This is a genomic window from Pseudomonas sp. LAP_36, from assembly GCF_019456785.1.
Lineage (GTDB): Bacteria > Pseudomonadota > Gammaproteobacteria > Pseudomonadales > Pseudomonadaceae > Aquipseudomonas > Aquipseudomonas tritici.
Map to the genome: position 1 here is coordinate 344,467 of NZ_JAHZMS010000006.1, position 18,077 is coordinate 362,543.

Consider the following 18,077-nt stretch of genomic DNA (forward strand, 5'->3'; position numbering starts at 1 on the left):
ACATATCTGCAAACTGACACTCTACTATCGGGGGCAAGCCCCCTCCCACACCTTGGGATCAGCCGTGTTTAGTCGAGCGCTTTCCAGATCTCAGTGGCGTATTCGCGGATCGTCCGGTCCGAAGAGAACCACCCCATCCGCGCGGTATTGAGCACCGCCGAACGCCACCACGCCTTGGAATCATGCCAATGCGCCTCGACCCGCGCCTGGGCCTCCCAGTACGAATCGAAGTCGGCGCACACCAGGAAGCGGTCGTAGTCGATCAGCCCGTCGATCAACCCCACATACCGGCCCGGATCATCCGGCGAGAACACCCCGCCGCGAATCGCTTGCAGCACATCGCTGAGGCGATGGGACGCTGCAATGTCCTGCCCGGCGTTGAATTCACCGGCGTGTTTTCGCGCTTCCACCTGCTGCGCGCTGAGGCCGAAGATAAACATGTGATCGGCGCCGACGCGCTCGTGCATCTCCACGTTCGCGCCGTCCATGGTGCCGATGGTCAACGCACCGTTGAGACCGAACTTCATGTTGCTGGTGCCCGAGGCTTCAAAGCCGGCCGTGGAGATCTGCTCCGACAAGTCCGCCGCCGGGATGATGCTTTCCGCCAGGCTGACGTTGTAGTTGGGCAGGAACACCACCTTGAGCAGACCGCGCACGGTCGGGTCGTTGTTAACGGTGCGCGCGATGTCGTTGGTCAACTTGATGATCAACTTGGCCTGGTGATAACTCGCCGCCGCTTTACCCGCGAAGATCTTCACACGCGGCACCCAGTCGGTGCCCGGTTCGGCACGGATGGCCTGGTACAACGCCACCGTGTGCAGCAGGTTCAGCAATTGGCGCTTGTATTCGTGAATTCGCTTGACCTGCACATCGAACATCGCCGCCGGGTTGATCGCGATCCCCAGCCGTTCGTGAATGATGTCCGCCAATGCGCGCTTACTGTGCAGGCGCTGATCGGCGAAGGCTTTGCGGAAGGTCTGCTTCTCGGCGAAGGTTTCCAGCTCGCCCAGGCGCGTTTCCATGTTGTCGAGAATGTCCGGGCCCAGTGCGTCCACGAGCATCGACGTGAGTTTCGGGTTGGCCTGATACAGCCAGCGGCGGAAGGTGATGCCGTTGGTTTTGTTGTTGATGCGCTCCGGGTACAGCTTGTGCAGCTCAGAGAACACCGTGTTGCGCATCAACTGGGTGTGCAAACCCGACACACCGTTGACGCTGTGGGAGCCGAGGAATGCCAGGTTGCCCATGCGCACACGGCGGCCGTTGTCTTCTTCAATCAGCGATACGGCGCGCAATACGTCGAAATCGTGGACGCCCTTGGCGCGCAGCGAGTCGATGTGCTGGGCGTTGATCAGGTAGATGATCTGCATGTGCCGCGGCAGCATGCGCTCCATCAAGCCAACCGGCCAGGTTTCCAGCGCTTCGGGCAACAGGGTGTGGTTGGTGTAGGAAAGGGTTTCGACGGTGACGTCCCACGCCGCTTCCCACGGAATGTCGTGCAAGTCGACCAATTGGCGCATCAACTCGGCCACGGCGATGGACGGGTGAGTGTCGTTGAGCTGGATCGCAGCGTGTTCGCCCAGGCTCAGCACCGAGCCATGCATGTTCTTGTGGCGACGCAGCAAATCCTGCAGCGAGGCCGAGACGAAGAAGTATTCCTGGCGCAGGCGCAGTTCCTGCCCCGCTTCGGTGCTGTCCGCGGGGTAAAGCACCCGGGAGATGCTTTCGGCGCGGGCCACTTCGGCGACGGCGCCCAGGTGGTCGCCGGCGTTGAAACGTTCCAGGTGCAGGTCTTCCACTGCGCGAGCACGCCACAGGCGCAAGGTATTGACACTCGCGCCGCGCCAGCCGACCACCGGGGTGTCGTAGGCAACCGCGCGTACGGTTTCGCTCGGCGTCCACACTTGGATCAGCTTGCCGGAAGCATCCGGCAGGGTTTCGACGCTGCCGCCAAACCCGATCGGGTAAATCACTTCGGCCCGTTCGAATTCCCATGGGTTGCCGAAATCCAGCCAGCGTTCGGTTTGCTCCTGTTGCCAGCCATCGACAATCGCTTGGCGGAACAGGCCGTGCTCATAACGAATGCCATAACCGTGACCCGCAATGCCCAACGTCGACATGCTTTCCATAAAGCACGCGGCCAGGCGACCCAGGCCACCGTTGCCTAGCGCCGCATCGGGCTCCAGCAGGCGGATGCGCTCCAAGTCGACGCCCAGCTCCGAGAGTGCCTCGCGCGCGATCTCCAACACACCAAGGTTGCTCAGGCTGTCGTACAGCAAACGACCGATGAGGAATTCCAGGGAAAGGTAATAAACGCGCTTTTGACCTTTGCGGTAAATACGCCGCGTATGGTCCATCCAGTGGTCGACCATCTGGTCGCGTGCGGCCAGGGCAATGGCTTCGAACCAGTCGTGGTCGAAGGCGTGATCCGGGTCCTTGCCCACCGCGTAGGTGAGTTTGGTCAAGACGGCATCGCGAAACGCGGCTACCTCTGCTTCTCGTGCAAGTGGTTCCTGAGACATCAATTGCGACCTCGGGCGAGATAGAAGGAGTTGCTAGAGCCTAGACGGTCTGACAGACGGCGGCCGCTCTGGTTCGGCAGTTTTTTAACGCATTCACCTATACAGGATTTAGATGCAGGGGCCGTGCCTGCTTTGACGTTCCAAAAGCCTTCCAGCAGAAACCCGGAAAATATTGTTCAAAAAATCACCAATCCCGGTATCATCGCGCGCCCGGATACAGCCCCACCTTTTGGAACCCTGATGAAGCCTCAACTGATCGCCGCCGCGGAACTCGACCGTCTTGAAACGTGGCAGAAATATTCCGCGCACATGTGCGGTGGTTGCGTGTCCAGCTGCTGCACGCTGCCGGTCGAAGTGAAGATCAAGGACCTGATCCGCATCGGCATCGTCGATGAGTTCGAGCGCGGCGACCCGCCAAAGAACATCGCCAAGCGCTTGCAGAAGGAAGGCATCGTCGAGCGTTTCAATTCCAAGTCAGAAATTTTTACTCTGCAGCGCATGAGCAACAACGATTGCCTGTACCTGGATCGTAAGACGCGCTTCTGCACTATTTATGACAAGCGCCCGGATACTTGCCGCAATCACCCGAAGATCGGGCCACGGCCTGGGTATTGCGCGTATAAGCCGAAGGAAGTGGTGCGCGAGACTAAGTTCAAGACCCTCGATAAGTTCTGATCTGGATTTTGGGGTGTTCTGACTGGCCTCTTCGCGAGCAAGCCCGCTCCCACACTTGACCGCGCTCATCCTGAAACAACGCGGTCGAATGTGGGAGCGGGCTTGCTCGCGAAAGGGTCGGCACAAACACCACACAAACTGCAGGCATAAAAAAACGCCCCCGGCCTTTCGACCGGGGGCGTTTTTCATTCAGCCTGAGTTAACTCAGTTCTTGGCTTTCTTGGCAGCGCGGGTACGCTCGCCTTCGTCCAGGATCTTCTTACGCAGGCGGATCGACTTAGGCGTCACTTCGCACAGCTCGTCGTCCTGGATGAATTCCAGGGCCTGTTCCAGGGTGAAGCGAACAGGTGGAACCAGGGCGATGGTTTCGTCTTTACCCGAAGCACGCATGTTGTCGAGCTTCTTGCCTTTGGTTGGGTTGACGCCCATGTCGTTGTCACGGCTGTTCAGACCAACGATCTGACCGTTGTAGATCTCTTGACCGTGTTCAACGAACAGCTTGCCACGCGCCTGGAGGGTTTCCAGGGAGTAGGTCAGTGCCTTGCCGGTTTCAACCGATACCAGAACACCGTTCTGACGGCCGGACATGTCGCCGGACTTCATGGTGTCATAGCGATCGAAGATCGAGGTCAGGATGCCAGCACCGTTGGTCAGGGTCAGGAACTGGTTACGGAAACCGATCAGACCGCGAGCAGGGATGTTGTATTCCAGACGTACACGGCCTTTGCCATCCGGCACCATGTTGGTCAGGTCGCCCTTACGCAGGCCCATCTCTTCCATGACCTTGCCCTGGGATTCTTCAGGGGTGTCGATGGTGACGTTTTCGAACGGTTCCTGCTTCACGCCGTCAACGGTACGGATGATCACTTCCGGACGACCAACGCCCATTTCGAAGCCTTCGCGACGCATGGTTTCGATCAGTACCGAGAGGTGCAGCTCACCACGGCCCGACACCTTGAACTTGTCAGCCGAGTCGCCTTCTTCAACGCGCAGAGCAACGTTGTACAGCAGCTCTTTGTCCAGACGTTCCTTGATGTTACGGGAGGTCACGAACTTGCCTTCTTTACCGCAGAAAGGCGAGTCGTTTACCTGGAAGGTCATGGAAACGGTTGGCTCGTCAACGGTCAGAGGCTTCATCGCCTCGACGGTGTCCGGCTGGCACAGGGTGTCGGAGATGAACAGCGAATCCATGCCGCTGACGCATACGATGTCGCCAGCAAAGGCTTCTTCAACGTCGATGCGGTGCAGGCCGTGGTGACCCATCAGCTTCAGGATACGACCGTTACGCTTCTTGCCGTCGGCGCCGATAGCCACAACCGGGGTGTTCGGCTTGACGCTACCACGCGCGATACGGCCAACGCCGATAACACCCAGGAAGCTGTTGTAGTCCAGTGCCGAGATTTGCATCTGGAACGGGCCTTCACGGTCAACCTTCGGTGGTGGAACGTGGTCAACGATCGCCTGGTACAGCGGGGTCATGTCTTCCGCCATGGCGGTGTGTTCCAGACCGGCAATACCGTTCAGGGCCGAGGCGTAGATAACCTGGAAGTCCAGTTGCTCTTCGGTAGCACCCAGGTTGTCGAACAGGTCGAAGATCTGGTCCAGAACCCAGTCCGGACGCGCGCCTGGACGGTCAACCTTGTTGATGCACACGATCGGACGCAGGCCGGCTTCGAAAGCCTTCTTGGTCACGAAACGGGTTTGCGGCATAGGGCCGTCTTGAGCGTCAACCAGCAGCAGAACGGAGTCAACCATCGACATTACGCGTTCTACTTCGCCGCCGAAGTCGGCGTGGCCCGGGGTATCCACGATGTTGATGTGGTAGCCGTTCCAGTTGATAGCGGTGTTTTTAGCCAGGATGGTAATACCGCGCTCTTTTTCCTGGTCGTTGGAGTCCATCACGCGCTCGTCGTTGAGCTCGTTGCGCTCCAGGGTGCCGGATTGACGCAAGAGTTTGTCTACCAGGGTGGTTTTACCGTGGTCAACGTGAGCAATGATGGCGATGTTACGTAGATTTTCGATCACTTGTGTATCTCGATCAGAGGATTCGGTGTGCTGACAGGTCGTGGCAGCGATTTACAGTAGAGTCAGGCCTTGCCGTTACAGCTTGACGGCAGAGTCGGGGGGCCGGTGACGCAGGCCACAGGCAAACAGCCCCGGGCTCTTAGCTCGGTCGATAAACGCGCACATTGGCATGCCCCTCACTGAGCAAATGGTGGGCATGCAGGCGACTCATCACGCCTTTGTCGCAATACAACAGGTACTGACGGCTGTTATCCAGTTCCTTGAAACGCGCGTTCAATGCATAAAACGGCAGCGTTTGTACGTCGATGCCGGCGATTTCCAGCGGCTCATCTTCGGCGGCATCCGGGTGACGGATGTCGACGACGATCTGGCCGGCCAGGGCTTCGCTGACTTCTTCGATCTTTACGTCCTGGCCCAGTTCGTCGATGACGCGATCGATCGGGACCATTTTGGCGTTCTCAAGCGCACGCTCAAGAATCGCCATGTCGAACTGTTGTTCTTCGTACTCCACGCGGTTGCGCTTGGCGTGGGTCTTGGGGTTCACCGAGATGACCCCGCAATATTCAGGCATATGCTTGGCGAAATCAGCGGTACCGATTTCTTCGGCCAGGTCGATGATGTCCTGCTTGTGACTGGCGATCAGCGGGCGCAGCACCAGCTTTTCGGTCACGCAGTCAATCAGCGACAGGTTCGGCAGCGTCTGGCTGGACACCTGGGAGATCGCCTCACCGGTCACCAGCGCGTCGATCTGCAACTGGTCGGCGATCCGCGACGCAGCGCGCAACATCATACGCTTCAAAACTACGCCCATATGACTGTTATCGACTTTGCCGAGAATTTCGCCCAACACTTCCTCGAACGGTACGCTTACAAATAGCACGCGTTGGGAGCTGCCGTATTTCTTCCAGATAAAGTGCGCAACTTCCATCACGCCCAATTCGTGTGCACGCCCGCCCAGGTTAAAGAAGCAGAAGTGGCTCATCAGGCCGCGGCGCATGATCTGGTAAGCCGCCACCGTGGAATCGAAACCGCCGGACATCAATACCAGGGTCTGTTCCAGGGCGCCCAGCGGGTAGCCGCCGATACTGTTGTGCTGGCTGTGGATCACAAACAACCGTTGGTCGCGAATTTCCATGCGCACTTCAATTTGCGGCGCTTTCAGGGAAATTCCGGCGGCGCCGCACTCGCGACGCAGCTTGCTGCCGACGTATTTTTCGACATCCATGGAGCTAAAGGTGTGCTTGCCGGCACGCTTGCAACGCACCGAAAAGATCTTCCCTTCCAGCTCATTACCGAAGTGCTGTTTGCACTTCTCGGTGATGTCGTCGAAGTCGCCAAGCGGGTACTCATCCACCTGCAGGAAATGCGCGATGCCCGGCATGCAGCTCAGGCGCTCGGTCATGTCCTTCAAGGCTTTGGGCTCGGTGACACGGGTTTCCAGCTCGAGGTTGTCCCACACGCCATTCACCACCACAGCCGGGTCCAGATCGCGGAGCACGGCACGGATGTTCTTGGCCAATTGACGGATGAAACGCATCCGTACCGGTCGGCTCTTGATGGTGATTTCGGGGAAGACTTTAACGATTAATTTCATGGAAACAGCGCGCGCCGGGCCTGCTGAAAAAGGGGGGCGCGGATTATAGCGGAAATCGCTCACGGTTTAACCAGTTAATATGCATAGCACACGCAACGCACTAAATGGGTGCGCTTTCGTTCCATTGCGCCACATTGCGGTGCGAAGATTTTACGCTTTTGTCGCAATGCACCTTTATAGGGGCGTTTTTGGATCAAAAAACCCATGTTGGCGCACTGGCATGCAATTTGCTCTCTTGTGAGGCAGGTTGCCATGGCGGAGTATCCGCGCCGGCATCACCCAAATTCTAAGGGCTACTCCACTACCCAGCCCGAAGCCACCCGGAGGACACTATGTCGAAGTCGGTTCAACTCATCAAAGATCATGACGTTAAATGGATTGATCTGCGCTTCACGGACACCAAAGGCACTCAGCACCACGTGACCATGCCGGCTCGCGATGCGCTGGATGATGCTTTCTTTGAAGAAGGCAAAATGTTCGACGGTTCCTCCATCGCTGGCTGGAAAGGCATCGAAGCCTCCGACATGATCCTGATGCCGGACGACAGCACTGCCGTGCTGGACCCGTTCACCGAAGAGCCAACCCTGATCCTGGTTTGCGACGTGATCGAGCCTTCGACCATGCAAGGCTACGACCGCGACCCACGTGCGATCGCCAAGCGTGCCGAGGAATACCTGAAGTCGACCGGCATCGGCGACACTGTATTCGTAGGCCCGGAGCCAGAATTCTTCATCTTCGACCAGGTCAAGTTCAAGTCCGACATCTCCGGTTCGATGTTCAAGATCTACTCCGAACAAGGCTCCTGGATGTCCGACCAGGACGTGGAAGGCGGCAACCATGGCCACCGTCCAGGTATCAAAGGTGGCTACTTCCCGGTTCCGCCGTTCGACCATGACCACGAAATCCGTACCTCCATGTGCAACGCCATGGAAGACATGGGCCTGGTCATCGAAGTGCACCACCACGAAGTGGCGACTGCCGGCCAGAACGAAATCGGTGTGAAGTTCAACACCCTGGTGGCCAAGGCTGACGAAGTTCAAACCCTGAAGTATTGCGTACACAACACTGCCGTTGCCTACGGCCGTACCGCTACCTTCATGCCTAAGCCGCTGTACGGCGATAACGGCTCGGGTATGCACGTTCACTTGTCCATCGCCAAAGATGGCAAGAACACCTTCGCTGGCGAAGGTTATGCCGGCCTGTCCGACACCGCCCTGTACTTCATCGGCGGTATCATCAAGCACGGTAAGGCCCTGAACGGCTTCACCAACCCGTCGACCAACTCCTACAAGCGTCTGGTCCCAGGTTTCGAAGCACCGGTAATGCTGGCTTACTCGGCACGTAACCGTTCCGCGTCGATCCGTATTCCTTACGTGTCCAGCCCTCGTGCTCGCCGTATCGAAGCGCGCTTCCCGGATCCAGCAGCCAACCCATACCTGGCCTTCGCTGCCCTGGTCATGGCCGGCCTGGACGGTATCCAGAACAAGATCCACCCTGGCGACGCCGCCGACAAAAACTTGTACGACCTGCCGCCTGAAGAGGCCAAAGAGATCCCACAAGTGTGTGGCAGCCTGAAAGAAGCCCTGGAAGAGCTGGACAAGGGCCGTGCGTTCCTGACCAAAGGCGGCGTGTTCAGCGACGACTTCATCGACGCTTACATCGAGCTGAAAAGCGCGGAAGAAATCAAGGTTCGCACCTTCGTACACCCGCTGGAATACGAGCTGTACTACAGCTGCTGATCCGGTAGCGCCGCTTAACGTGGCGTGCTGAAAAAAGACCTCCTTCAGGAGGTCTTTTTTTGCCCGCGATTTGTGAAGAATGCGGGAGCAGGCTGGCCCGCGATAGCGTACTGCCCGCCACCTGATGTATGACTGACCCACCGCCATCGCGGGCAAGCCCGCTCCCACAGGAGATCACCTTTGAAATACCGATTTGTGTTCGCTCTGTTATTTGTCAGTACCGGTGCGAGCGCCGCGCCACCTACCCTTGAGCCGCTGCTCAACAGCATCGCCGAGCGCCTGGAAATTGCCGACCAGGTAGCCCTGAGCAAATGGGACAGCAAAAAACCCGTAGAAGATAAGAAACGCGAACAAGAGGTGATCGCCAGCGTTGTCGCCCAGGCGCCAAGCTACAAGCTGGACCCTGCCGCCGCCGAGCAGTTTTTCTCGGCGCAGATCGAAGCGAACAAACTGGTGCAGTACACGCACCTGTCCGACTGGCAGTTCCAGGGAAAGGCGCCCGATGATCCGCGCCCGGACCTGGTCAAGCAGATTCGCCCGCAGCTGGATGAACTGCAAAAGCGCCTGCTGCAGCAACTGGCCGACTTCAGCCCGCAGCGCACCGACCCGCAGTGCCCGCAATGGCTCGCCACGGCCGTGCATGAGCCGCTGAACGATCCTTTGCGGCAACTGGCAATGATTCGCGCCACGGCCGAGCTGTGCATCCAGAAGAACTGAGGCTGTAACCCCGATCACAATGTGGGAGCTGGCTTGCCTGCGATAAGCGCGGTACATCCAAAACCGCTATCGCAGGCAAGCCAGCTCCCACACCCACCGCAACCTTCCAGGCGATTCACCGTAATTTCCTAGTTCCTGAACAACCTTCACAAAATCGCACTATATTGGTGCGACCCACTGCACCCTTCCCACCTGGCCAACCCATTTTGGTTCGAATCTTCCCGATGAAGCTGGCAGAACGCCACAGATTCGAGCCTTAAACGCCTATTTCAGGCGATTAACGCTTCTTTTCGGAGCCTTGGTTTGGTTTTTGCATTTTCCTTGTATCAGCGTGTGCCTCAAGCACGCGCCTTGCTCCAAAAGAGGTCCCGATGACCATCAGTGATGCACTGCACCGTTTGTTACTCGACAACCTGACCACCGCGACCATCCTGCTCAACGCCGATCTGCGTCTTGAGTACATGAACCCGGCAGCAGAGATGCTCCTGGCCATCAGCGGCCAGCGCAGCCATGGGCAGTTCATCAGCGAGCTGTTCACCGAGTCGGCCGAAGCCTTGAGCTCATTGCGCCAGGCGGTGGAGCAGGCACACCCGTTTACCAAACGCGAAGCGATGCTCACCGCCCTCACCGGCCAGACGCTGACGGTCGACTACGCCGTCACCCCGATCCTGAGCAATGGCGCGACCCTGCTGCTGCTCGAAGTGCACCCTCGCGACCGCCTGCTGCGCATTACCAAGGAAGAAGCGCAGCTGTCCAAGCAGGAAACCAGCAAGATGCTGGTGCGCGGCCTGGCCCATGAGATCAAGAACCCCCTCGGCGGGATTCGCGGCGCGGCGCAACTGCTGGCCCGCGAGCTGCCGGAGGAACACCTCAAGGACTACACCAACGTCATCATCGAAGAAGCCGACCGCCTGCGTAACCTGGTGGACCGCATGCTCGGCTCCAACAAACTGCCGTCGCTGGCGATGACCAACGTGCACGAAGTGCTGGAGCGCGTCTGCCACCTGGTCGAGGCCGAAAGCCAGGGCTGCATTACCTTGGTGCGCGACTATGATCCGAGCATTCCGGACGTATTGATCGACCGCGAACAGATGATCCAGGCAGTGCTCAATATCGTGCGCAACGCCATGCAAGCCATCAGCAGCCAGAACGAACTGCGCCTGGGCCGCATCAGCCTGCGCACCCGTGCCCTGCGCCAGTTCACCATCGGCCATGTGCGCCATCGCCTGGTGACCAAGGTCGAGATCATCGACAACGGCCCGGGCATTCCTGCGGAACTGCAGGAAACCATTTTCTTTCCCATGGTCAGCGGCCGCCCGGACGGTACCGGGCTGGGCCTGGCCATTACCCAGAACATCATCAGCCAGCACCAGGGTCTGATCGAATGTGAGAGCCATCCTGGCCACACCACGTTCTCGATCTTTCTGCCACTGGAACAAGGAGCCCCATCGACATGAGCCGTAGTGAAACTGTCTGGATCGTCGATGACGACCGTTCTATCCGCTGGGTCCTCGAGAAAGCCTTGCAACAGGAAGGCATGACCACCCAGAGCTTCGACAGCGCCGACGGGGTGATGAGCCGCCTGGCTCGCCAGCAGCCCGACGTGATCATTTCCGACATCCGCATGCCCGGCGCCAGTGGCCTGGACCTGTTGGCACGGATTCGCGAGCAGCATCCGCGTTTGCCGGTGATCATCATGACCGCGCACTCGGACCTGGACAGCGCTGTCGCGTCCTACCAGGGCGGCGCCTTTGAATACCTGCCCAAGCCATTCGACGTGGACGAGGCGGTGGCGCTGGTCAAACGCGCCAACCAGCACGCCCAGGAACAGCAGAACCAAGAAGCCCCACCCGCCCTGACCCGCACCCCGGAAATCATCGGCGAAGCGCCGGCGATGCAGGAAGTGTTTCGCGCCATCGGGCGTTTGAGCCACTCCAACATCACCGTACTGATCAATGGCGAATCGGGGACCGGTAAAGAACTGGTGGCCCACGCCCTGCACCGTCACAGCCCACGAGCGGCTTCGCCATTTATTGCGTTGAACATGGCGGCTATCCCGAAGGACTTGATGGAGTCCGAGTTGTTCGGCCATGAAAAAGGCGCGTTTACCGGCGCCGCCAACCTGCGTCGCGGGCGTTTTGAACAGGCGGACGGCGGCACGCTGTTCCTCGATGAAATCGGTGATATGCCGGCCGATACCCAGACCCGCCTGCTGCGCGTGCTGGCGGACGGCGAGTTCTACCGGGTTGGCGGGCACACGCCGGTCAAGGTCGACGTGCGTATCATCGCCGCGACCCACCAGAACCTGGAAACCCTGGTGCATGCGGGCAAATTCCGTGAGGACTTGTTCCACCGCCTCAATGTGATCCGTATCCACATTCCGCGGATGTCGGACCGTCGCGAAGACATCCCGACGCTCGCCCGCCACTTCCTTGCCCGCGCCGCGCAAGAGCTGGCGGTTGAGCCGAAGCTGCTCAAAAGCGAGACCGAGGAATACCTGAAGAACCTGCCGTGGCCAGGCAACGTGCGCCAGCTGGAGAACACTTGCCGCTGGATCACGGTGATGGCGTCCGGGCGCGAAGTGCATATCAGCGACCTGCCACCGGAACTGCTCAGCCTGCCGCAGGACTCTGCGCCGGTGACCAACTGGGAGCAGGCGCTGCGCCAATGGGCGGATCAGGCCCTGGCTCGCGGCCAGTCGAGCCTGCTGGACAGCGCCGTACCAGCGTTTGAGCGGATCATGATCGAAACCGCCCTGAAGCACACCGCAGGTCGCCGTCGCGATGCCGCCGTGCTGCTGGGCTGGGGCCGCAACACCCTGACGCGCAAGATCAAGGAGCTGGGGATGAAGGTCGATGGTGGTGACGACGATGAGGGCGACGACGCCTGACTTACAGGCTCACTGAAGATCTAATGTGGGAGCGGGCTTGCTCGCGAAGGCGGTGTCATTCAGCACATCAGTGACTGAAACACCGCCTTCGCGAGCAAGCCCGCTCCCACATTTGGATCTCCATAAGGGTCCAGGCGCGTGCACCGCTTCAATGCACCCTGTACCAGCATCGCGCACGCCTTCCAAGCCTCAAGCAAGCATCGTAGTAAGAACATAGAGAATCCCGAAAACAACGAAGCCCCGTATTCCGGGGCTTTGCGCTTTCTAGAAGTTTTTTTTGGCACACCTTGGCCACTCTGGCACGCGCCCTGCAATAACCCCTGTACTACCCAGTTTCGGGGACCTTGGTACAGGCAGGCCGAGACTCCCCTCTTTACACCCGGGGTGCTTGATGCGAACCGCATCGCGCTCCACACCGCTTTGGGGAACCTTGGTACAGGCAGGCCGGGGATTCCCTCTTTAACACCGAAGCCTCTGGCTTCACCCCGTTTTGGGAGCCCTGGTACAGGCAGGCCGGGAACTCCCTCTTTTATTGCTCTTGGAGATGGATCTCCAGCCGCCAGCGGCCATCAACTTCTTCCCCCCTCCAATCCCCGCGCAACGGCCGAGCCGCCACCAGGTTCAGCAGCAAGCCGCCGTCGGTCTTGCGCACGCGCCAGTTCACGTCCTTTTCATTGATCTTGAGTTGCCCACTGGTGCCCTTGCCTTGGGCGTCAAACAACAGCGCCACGGTGCCGTCGATATGCTCGCCGTGCAGCTTGGGTTCGCTGTTGAACCACACCACCACGCCATCCGCCGCGGTCTCAACCTGCTGCAGTTCGACCGGGTCCGGGGTGGTCAGGCGGCCAATCATCAAGCCGATCATCAAGCCGACAATCGCCAACGAGCCCATGACCCTGGGCAATAGCTTCGGCCTTGGGTCCTCTTCGGGGGTAGAATGCAGCGCATCTTTGCCTTCGGAGCCGTGCATGTTTCACGTCATCCTTTTTCAACCAGAAATTCCGCCGAATACCGGCAACGTTATCAGGCTGTGCGCCAACAGTGGCTGCCACCTGCATTTGATCGAGCCCCTGGGCTTTGACATGGACGACAAGCGCCTGCGCCGCGCCGGGCTGGACTACCACGAGTACGCCACCCTCAAGCGCCATGCCGACCTGGCGAGTTGCCTGGAAAGCCTGGGGCACCCGCGACTGTTCGCGTTCACCACCAAGGGTTCGCGACCGTTCCACGATGCCAGCTTTGCCGAGGGCGACGCGTTCCTGTTCGGCCCGGAGAGCCGGGGCCTGCCGCCGGAGGTGCTGGACGCACTGCCAGACGGTCATCGTCTGCGTTTGCCGATGCGCGAGGGGTGCCGCAGCTTGAACCTGTCCAACACCGTGGCCGTCGCTGTCTACGAAGGCTGGCGCCAACTCGGCTTTAAATAACACCCCTAACGAATGTGGGAGCGGGCTTGCTCGCGAAAGCAGTGTGCCAGTCAATGAAGGTATCGACTGAAGTACCGCCTTCGCGAGCAAGCCCGCTCCCACATTTTTTACATCCGCAGCTTATTGAACGGTCGACGAACCTTCACTTTGCATGCGCTGCAGCTCTTGCGCATACAGGGCATCGAAGTTCACCGGTGCCAGCATCAGCGCCGGGAACGAGCCACGGGTGACCAGGCTGTCCAGGGTCTCGCGGGCATACGGGAACAGGATGTTCGGGCAGAACGCACCCAGGGTGTGGCTCATGGACGCTTCGTCCAGGCCTTGGATCAGGAAGATACCGGCCTGTTGCACTTCAGCGATGAAGGCCACTTCTTCGCCGTTCTTGACGGTGACCGACAGGGTCAGCACGACTTCATGGAAATCGCCTTCCAGTGCTTTTTGACGGGTATTCAGGTCCAGCGCAACGCTTGGGGTCCATTCCTGGCGGAAGATCGCCGGGCTTTTCGGCGCTTCGAACGACAGGTCACGCACGTAGATCCGCTGCAGCGAGAACTGTGGGCCTTGGGCTTCTGCTGCTTCGGTGTTCTGTTGATCAGTCATCGCAGATCCTTCTCTATCTTGGGGTCTTTTAGGGTTTAGAAGTCAGACGAGCAGCAGCGCATCGAGTTTACCGGCGCGCTCCAGGGCGAACAGGTCATCGCAGCCACCGATGTGCCTGGCGCCGATCCAGATTTGCGGCACGGACGTGCGCCCCGCCTTCTGGGCCATTTCGGCACGCACCTGGGGTTTGCCGTCGACCTTGATCTCTTCGAAGGCAACGCCCTTTTTCTCCAGCAAGGCCTTGGCCCGCATGCAGTAAGGGCACCAATCGCTGGAATACACGACAACCTGGCTCATATCACTTCACCAGTGGCAGGTTATCGGCCTTCCAGCTGCCAATACCGCCGGACAGTTTGGCGGCGGTGAAACCGGACTTGAGCATCTCACGGGCGTGGGTGCCGGAGTGCTGGCCTTGGGCGTCGACCAGGATGATGGTCTTGGCCTTGTGCTTTTCCAGCTCGGCCAGGCGCGCGATCAGCTTGTCCTGAGGAATGTTCAGGGCGCCGACGATATGGCCAGCGGCGAAATCCTTGGCCGGGCGGATATCCACGACAACGGCCTCATCCTTGTTGACCAGCGCGGTCAGCTCCGCCGTGCTCAGGCTGCGGCCACCGCGGCTCAATTCGTGAGCGATCAGCAGCGCCAGCAGGATGACGAAGGCACCCACAAGCAGGTAGTGGGCAGTGGCAAATGCAATCAGGTGATCAACCATCAAGGAGGTTCCAGGGCGTTAAAATGGCGGTAAGTATACACAGCCGTCAGGGGGGGCCAACCCCCGTAAAGCGGTGACGTGGTCGGAACTTCGCTTTAAACTGCCACTCCCTTTTCAATTGTCTTCCTTTATTACCGCCGCGAGAGGATCTATGACTACCACGCCTAAACCTTTGGTCCTGATAATTCTCGATGGCTTCGGACACAGTGAAAGCCACCACGACAACGCGGTGTACGCGGCCAAGAAGCCGGTACTCGATCGTTTGACCGCCACCGTGCCGAACGGCCTGATCTCCGGCTCGGGCATGGACGTGGGCCTGCCGGACGGCCAGATGGGCAACTCGGAAGTCGGCCATATGAATCTCGGCGCCGGACGAGTGGTCTATCAAGACTTCACACGTGTGACCAAAGCGATCCGCGATGGCGAGTTCTTCGAGAACCCGACCATCTGCGCGGCGGTCGATAAAGCAGTGGCTGCCGGTAAAGCTGTGCATTTCATGGGCTTGTTGTCGGATGGTGGCGTCCACAGCCACCAGGACCACTTGGTCGCCATGGCCGAACTGGCGTTCAAGCGCGGCGCTGACAAGATCTACCTGCACGCCTTCCTCGACGGCCGTGACACCCCGCCGAAAAGCGCGCAATCGTCGATCGAACTGCTCGACACCACCTTCGCCGCCCTGGGCAAAGGCCGTATCGCCAGCCTGGTCGGCCGTTACTTCGCCATGGACCGCGACAACCGCTGGGACCGCGTAGCCCAGGCCTACAACCTGATCGTCGACGGCCAGGCCGAATTCCACGCCGCCACCGCCCAGGAAGGCCTCGAAGCCGCCTACGCCCGTGGCGAGAGCGATGAATTTGTCAAAGCCACCACCATCGGTGAGCCGGTGAAAGTCGAAGACGGCGACGCCGTGGTGTTCATGAACTTCCGCGCCGACCGCGCCCGCGAGCTGAGCCGCGTGTTTGTCGAAGACGGCTTCAAGGAGTTCGAGCGCGCGCGCCAGCCGAAGGTGCAGTACGTGGGCCTGACCCAATACGCCGCGAGCATCCCGGCTCCCGCCGCTTTTGCAGCAGGCACCTTGGATAACGTGCTGGGCGACTACCTGGCGAAAAACGGCAAGACCCAGCTGCGCATCGCCGAAACCGAAAAATACGCCCACGTGACGTTTTTCTTCTCCGGTGGCCGTGAAGAGCCGTTCCCGGGCGAAGAGCGCATCCTGATCCCGTCGCCAAAAGTCGCCACTTACGACCTGCAGCCGGAAATGAGCGCGCCGGAAGTCACCGACAAGATCGTCGACGCCATCGAACACCAGCGTTACGACGTGATCGTGGTCAACTACGCCAACGGCGACATGGTCGGCCACAGCGGCAACCTGGAAGCCGCCACCAAAGCCGTGGAATGCCTGGACCTGTGCGTCGGCCGCATCGTCGATGCCCTGGAAAAAGTCGGCGGCGAAGCGCTGATCACTGCCGACCACGGCAACTGCGAGCAAATGTCCGACGAATCCACCGGCCAGGCCCACACCGCCCACACTACCGAGCCGGTACCGTTCATCTACGTCGGCAAGCGCGACTTCAAAGTGCGTGAAGGCGGCGTGCTGGCGGATGTGGCGCCGACTATGTTGATGTTGATGGGGCTGGAGAAGCCGCAAGAAATGACCGGGACCTCGATCCTGGTCTGATTCTCAGCCTCACCCAAAAACCCGCTCCCACATTGGTTTTGCGCTGTTTGGAAGATATCTTTTCGCCATACCTGTGCCACTCGGCACCTATCTTGCCTTCCAGCCCCAATTGGGCGTTTTTTTTGCCGCGCTTGGCGGGCATACTAGGCCGTCCATTTCCCTGGTGTCGCCCGCCTCTATGCTTCGCGCCTTGATTACCCTTGCTCTTGTCTGCCTGCTCCAACCGGCGTTTGCCGATGAGCGCGCACAAACCCAACAACAGTTGGACGCTACGCGTCAGGACATTACCGAGCTGAAAAAGCTGCTCGGCAAGCTCCAGGAAGAAAAGTCCGGGGTGCAGAAAGACCTACGCGGCACGGAAACCGAGATGGGCAAGCTGGAGAAGCAGGTCCAGGAGCTACAAAAAGAATTAAAGAAGAGCGAGTCGGAACTGGAGCGACTCGACGCTGAGAAAAAAAAACTCCAGAGCGCACGCGTTGAACAGCAACGCCTGATCGCAATCCAGGCCCGCGCCGCCTACCAGAACGGCCGCCAGGAGTACCTCAAGCTGCTGCTCAACCAGCAGAACCCTGAGAAATTTGCGCGCACCCTCACCTACTACGACTACCTGAGCAAAGCCCGCATGGAGCAATTGAAAAGCTTCAACGAGACTCTGCGCCAGTTGGTCAATGTGGAACAGGAAATCGCCAACCAGCAATCGCAATTGCAGGACCAGAAAAGCGCCCTCGACACCCAGCGCAACGAGCTGGACAAGGTCCGCAAGGAGCGCCAGCTGGCCCTGGCCAAGCTCAATGACGACGTAAAGGCGCGCGACGCCAAGCTGCAAGCCCGCGAGCAGGACCAGGCCGACTTGGCCAAAGTGCTCAAGACCATCGAAGAAACCCTGGCTCGCCAGGCACGTGAGGCCGAAGAAGCGCGGCAGAAAGCGCTGATCGCCCAGCAGGAAGCCGAAAAAAAGCGCCAGCGTGAGGCCGAACTGGCTGCCACCTCGGACGCCCCGGCACCGCGCAAACCGGCGCATGCAGCCCCTGGCCCGCTGGTTTCCAGCGCCGGCGAGTCGTTCGGCGGCCCTTTTGCTTCAGCTCGCGGCAAACTTCCATGGCCGGTTGATGGTCGATTACTGGCACGCTTCGGTGAAACCCGTGGCGATGACACCCGCGCCAAGTGGGACGGGGTGATGATCAGCGCCTCTGCCGGCAGCCAGGTCCACGCTGTTCACGGTGGGCGCGTGGTATTTGCCGATTGGCTGCGCGGCGCCGGTTTGTTGGTGATTCTCGACCACGGTAATGGCTATTTGAGCCTTTACGGCCACAATCAGACTTTACTCAAGTCGGCAGGTGATGTTGTAAAAGCCGGTGAATCCATCTCCACTGTGGGTAACAGTGGTGGCCAGGACACTCCGGCGCTGTACTTCGCTATTCGTCAGCAGGGTCGCCCGAGCGATCCTGCACAATGGTGCAGAACCCAAGGATAAGGGTCGCATCTACATTAGGAGTTCGTTCGA

Annotated in this window: 15 protein-coding genes; 8 read left to right on the forward strand and 7 right to left on the reverse strand. The window is 59.5% G+C overall.

Going from position 1 to position 18,077, the window contains the following annotated elements; translation table 11 throughout:
* Window positions 1-68 precede the first annotated feature (68 nt).
* Complete coding sequence (locus tag JBO08_RS20530; RefSeq protein WP_065875768.1) at window positions 69-2,519, reverse strand: glycogen/starch/alpha-glucan phosphorylase; 2,451 nt, start codon at window positions 2,517-2,519, stop codon at window positions 69-71.
* 240 nt (window positions 2,520-2,759) lie between these two features.
* Here JBO08_RS20530 and JBO08_RS20535 point away from each other — a divergent pair, with 240 nt between their 5' ends.
* Window positions 2,760-3,194, forward strand: coding sequence for a YkgJ family cysteine cluster protein (locus JBO08_RS20535; protein ID WP_017529542.1), 435 nt, complete (start codon window positions 2,760-2,762; stop codon window positions 3,192-3,194).
* 204 nt (window positions 3,195-3,398) lie between these two features.
* On the opposite strand, the gene typA is transcribed toward JBO08_RS20535, so the two are convergent.
* Entirely contained in the window at window positions 3,399-5,219 is a 1,821-nt protein-coding gene (typA, locus tag JBO08_RS20540) for a translational GTPase TypA (RefSeq protein WP_053140412.1), read from the reverse strand.
* 139 nt (window positions 5,220-5,358) lie between these two features.
* A complete protein-coding gene (gene thiI, locus JBO08_RS20545) occupies window positions 5,359-6,813 on the reverse strand; it encodes a tRNA uracil 4-sulfurtransferase ThiI (RefSeq protein ID WP_065879802.1) in 1,455 nt (484 codons plus the stop codon).
* 332 nt (window positions 6,814-7,145) lie between these two features.
* Between thiI and glnA the strand changes: the two genes are divergently transcribed.
* The 4 genes from glnA to ntrC all read left to right on the forward strand — a co-directional run bounded on the left by glnA (window position 7,146) and on the right by ntrC (window position 12,159).
* On the forward strand, window positions 7,146-8,552 hold the full coding sequence (glnA, locus tag JBO08_RS20550; protein ID WP_012721762.1) for a type I glutamate--ammonia ligase: 1,407 nt from the start codon (window positions 7,146-7,148) through the stop codon (window positions 8,550-8,552).
* Window positions 8,553-8,732: 180 nt separating this feature from the next.
* On the forward strand, window positions 8,733-9,269 hold the full coding sequence (locus JBO08_RS20555; RefSeq protein WP_065889163.1) for a chorismate mutase: 537 nt from the start codon (window positions 8,733-8,735) through the stop codon (window positions 9,267-9,269).
* A gap of 371 nt (window positions 9,270-9,640) precedes the next feature.
* Window positions 9,641-10,726 carry a nitrogen regulation protein NR(II) gene (gene glnL / locus JBO08_RS20560; protein WP_065875771.1) on the forward strand — a complete coding sequence of 362 codons (1,086 nt, stop codon included), beginning with the start codon at window positions 9,641-9,643 and terminating at the stop codon, window positions 10,724-10,726.
* A complete protein-coding gene (gene ntrC / locus JBO08_RS20565) occupies window positions 10,723-12,159 on the forward strand; it encodes a nitrogen regulation protein NR(I) (RefSeq protein ID WP_065875772.1) in 1,437 nt (478 codons plus the stop codon). Before glnL ends, ntrC begins: the two co-directional genes overlap by 4 nt.
* Before the next feature lie 529 nt (window positions 12,160-12,688).
* Here the strand turns inward: ntrC and JBO08_RS20570 are convergent.
* Window positions 12,689-13,129, reverse strand: coding sequence for a hypothetical protein (locus JBO08_RS20570; protein WP_065945585.1), 441 nt, complete (start codon window positions 13,127-13,129; stop codon window positions 12,689-12,691).
* Between JBO08_RS20570 and JBO08_RS20575 the strand changes: the two genes are divergently transcribed.
* Window positions 13,128-13,583 carry a tRNA (cytidine(34)-2'-O)-methyltransferase gene (locus JBO08_RS20575; RefSeq protein ID WP_065875774.1) on the forward strand — a complete coding sequence of 152 codons (456 nt, stop codon included), beginning with the start codon at window positions 13,128-13,130 and terminating at the stop codon, window positions 13,581-13,583. The genes JBO08_RS20570 and JBO08_RS20575 overlap by 2 nt on opposite strands.
* A gap of 120 nt (window positions 13,584-13,703) precedes the next feature.
* Here the strand turns inward: JBO08_RS20575 and secB are convergent, their stop codons facing one another.
* Genes secB through JBO08_RS20590 form a run of 3 tightly spaced genes read right to left on the reverse strand, consistent with a single transcriptional unit; the run spans window position 13,704 to window position 14,895 of the window.
* Window positions 13,704-14,183, reverse strand: a complete 480-nt coding sequence (gene secB, locus JBO08_RS20580) for a protein-export chaperone SecB (protein ID WP_003237490.1) — start codon at window positions 14,181-14,183, stop codon at window positions 13,704-13,706.
* A 42-nt stretch (window positions 14,184-14,225) separates the two neighbouring features.
* Window positions 14,226-14,480, reverse strand: coding sequence for a glutaredoxin 3 (gene grxC / locus JBO08_RS20585; RefSeq protein WP_033896917.1), 255 nt, complete (start codon window positions 14,478-14,480; stop codon window positions 14,226-14,228).
* Window position 14,481: 1 nt separating this feature from the next.
* Entirely contained in the window at window positions 14,482-14,895 is a 414-nt protein-coding gene (locus JBO08_RS20590; protein WP_049710466.1) for a rhodanese-like domain-containing protein, read from the reverse strand.
* Window positions 14,896-15,046: 151 nt separating this feature from the next.
* Between JBO08_RS20590 and gpmI the strand changes: the two genes are divergently transcribed.
* Window positions 15,047-16,573: a 2,3-bisphosphoglycerate-independent phosphoglycerate mutase gene (gpmI, locus tag JBO08_RS20595; protein WP_065875775.1), complete on the forward strand. Its 1,527-nt coding sequence runs from the start codon at window positions 15,047-15,049 to the stop codon at window positions 16,571-16,573.
* A gap of 178 nt (window positions 16,574-16,751) precedes the next feature.
* Window positions 16,752-18,047, forward strand: a complete 1,296-nt coding sequence (locus JBO08_RS20600; protein ID WP_065875776.1) for a murein hydrolase activator EnvC — start codon at window positions 16,752-16,754, stop codon at window positions 18,045-18,047.
* The last annotated feature ends 30 nt before the right edge of the window (window positions 18,048-18,077 follow it).

Excerpts from the sequence above, each read along its gene's own strand:
- JBO08_RS20530 (WP_065875768.1), bottom strand. The coding sequence starts at position 2,519 with ATGTCTCAGGAACCACTTGCACGAGAAGCAGAGGTAGCCGCGTTTCGC.
- JBO08_RS20535 (WP_017529542.1), top strand. The coding sequence starts at position 2,760 with ATGAAGCCTCAACTGATCGCCGCCGCGGAACTCGACCGTCTTGAAACG.
- thiI (WP_065879802.1), bottom strand. The coding sequence starts at position 6,813 with ATGAAATTAATCGTTAAAGTCTTCCCCGAAATCACCATCAAGAGCCGA.
- glnA (WP_012721762.1), top strand. The coding sequence starts at position 7,146 with ATGTCGAAGTCGGTTCAACTCATCAAAGATCATGACGTTAAATGGATT.
- glnL (WP_065875771.1), top strand. The coding sequence starts at position 9,641 with ATGACCATCAGTGATGCACTGCACCGTTTGTTACTCGACAACCTGACC.
- ntrC (WP_065875772.1), top strand. The coding sequence starts at position 10,723 with ATGAGCCGTAGTGAAACTGTCTGGATCGTCGATGACGACCGTTCTATC.
- JBO08_RS20575 (WP_065875774.1), top strand. The coding sequence starts at position 13,128 with ATGTTTCACGTCATCCTTTTTCAACCAGAAATTCCGCCGAATACCGGC.
- JBO08_RS20570 (WP_065945585.1), bottom strand. The coding sequence starts at position 13,129 with ATGCACGGCTCCGAAGGCAAAGATGCGCTGCATTCTACCCCCGAAGAG.
- secB (WP_003237490.1), bottom strand. The coding sequence starts at position 14,183 with ATGACTGATCAACAGAACACCGAAGCAGCAGAAGCCCAAGGCCCACAG.
- grxC (WP_033896917.1), bottom strand. The coding sequence starts at position 14,480 with ATGAGCCAGGTTGTCGTGTATTCCAGCGATTGGTGCCCTTACTGCATG.
- JBO08_RS20590 (WP_049710466.1), bottom strand. The coding sequence starts at position 14,895 with ATGGTTGATCACCTGATTGCATTTGCCACTGCCCACTACCTGCTTGTG.
- gpmI (WP_065875775.1), top strand. The coding sequence starts at position 15,047 with ATGACTACCACGCCTAAACCTTTGGTCCTGATAATTCTCGATGGCTTC.
- JBO08_RS20600 (WP_065875776.1), top strand. The coding sequence starts at position 16,752 with ATGCTTCGCGCCTTGATTACCCTTGCTCTTGTCTGCCTGCTCCAACCG.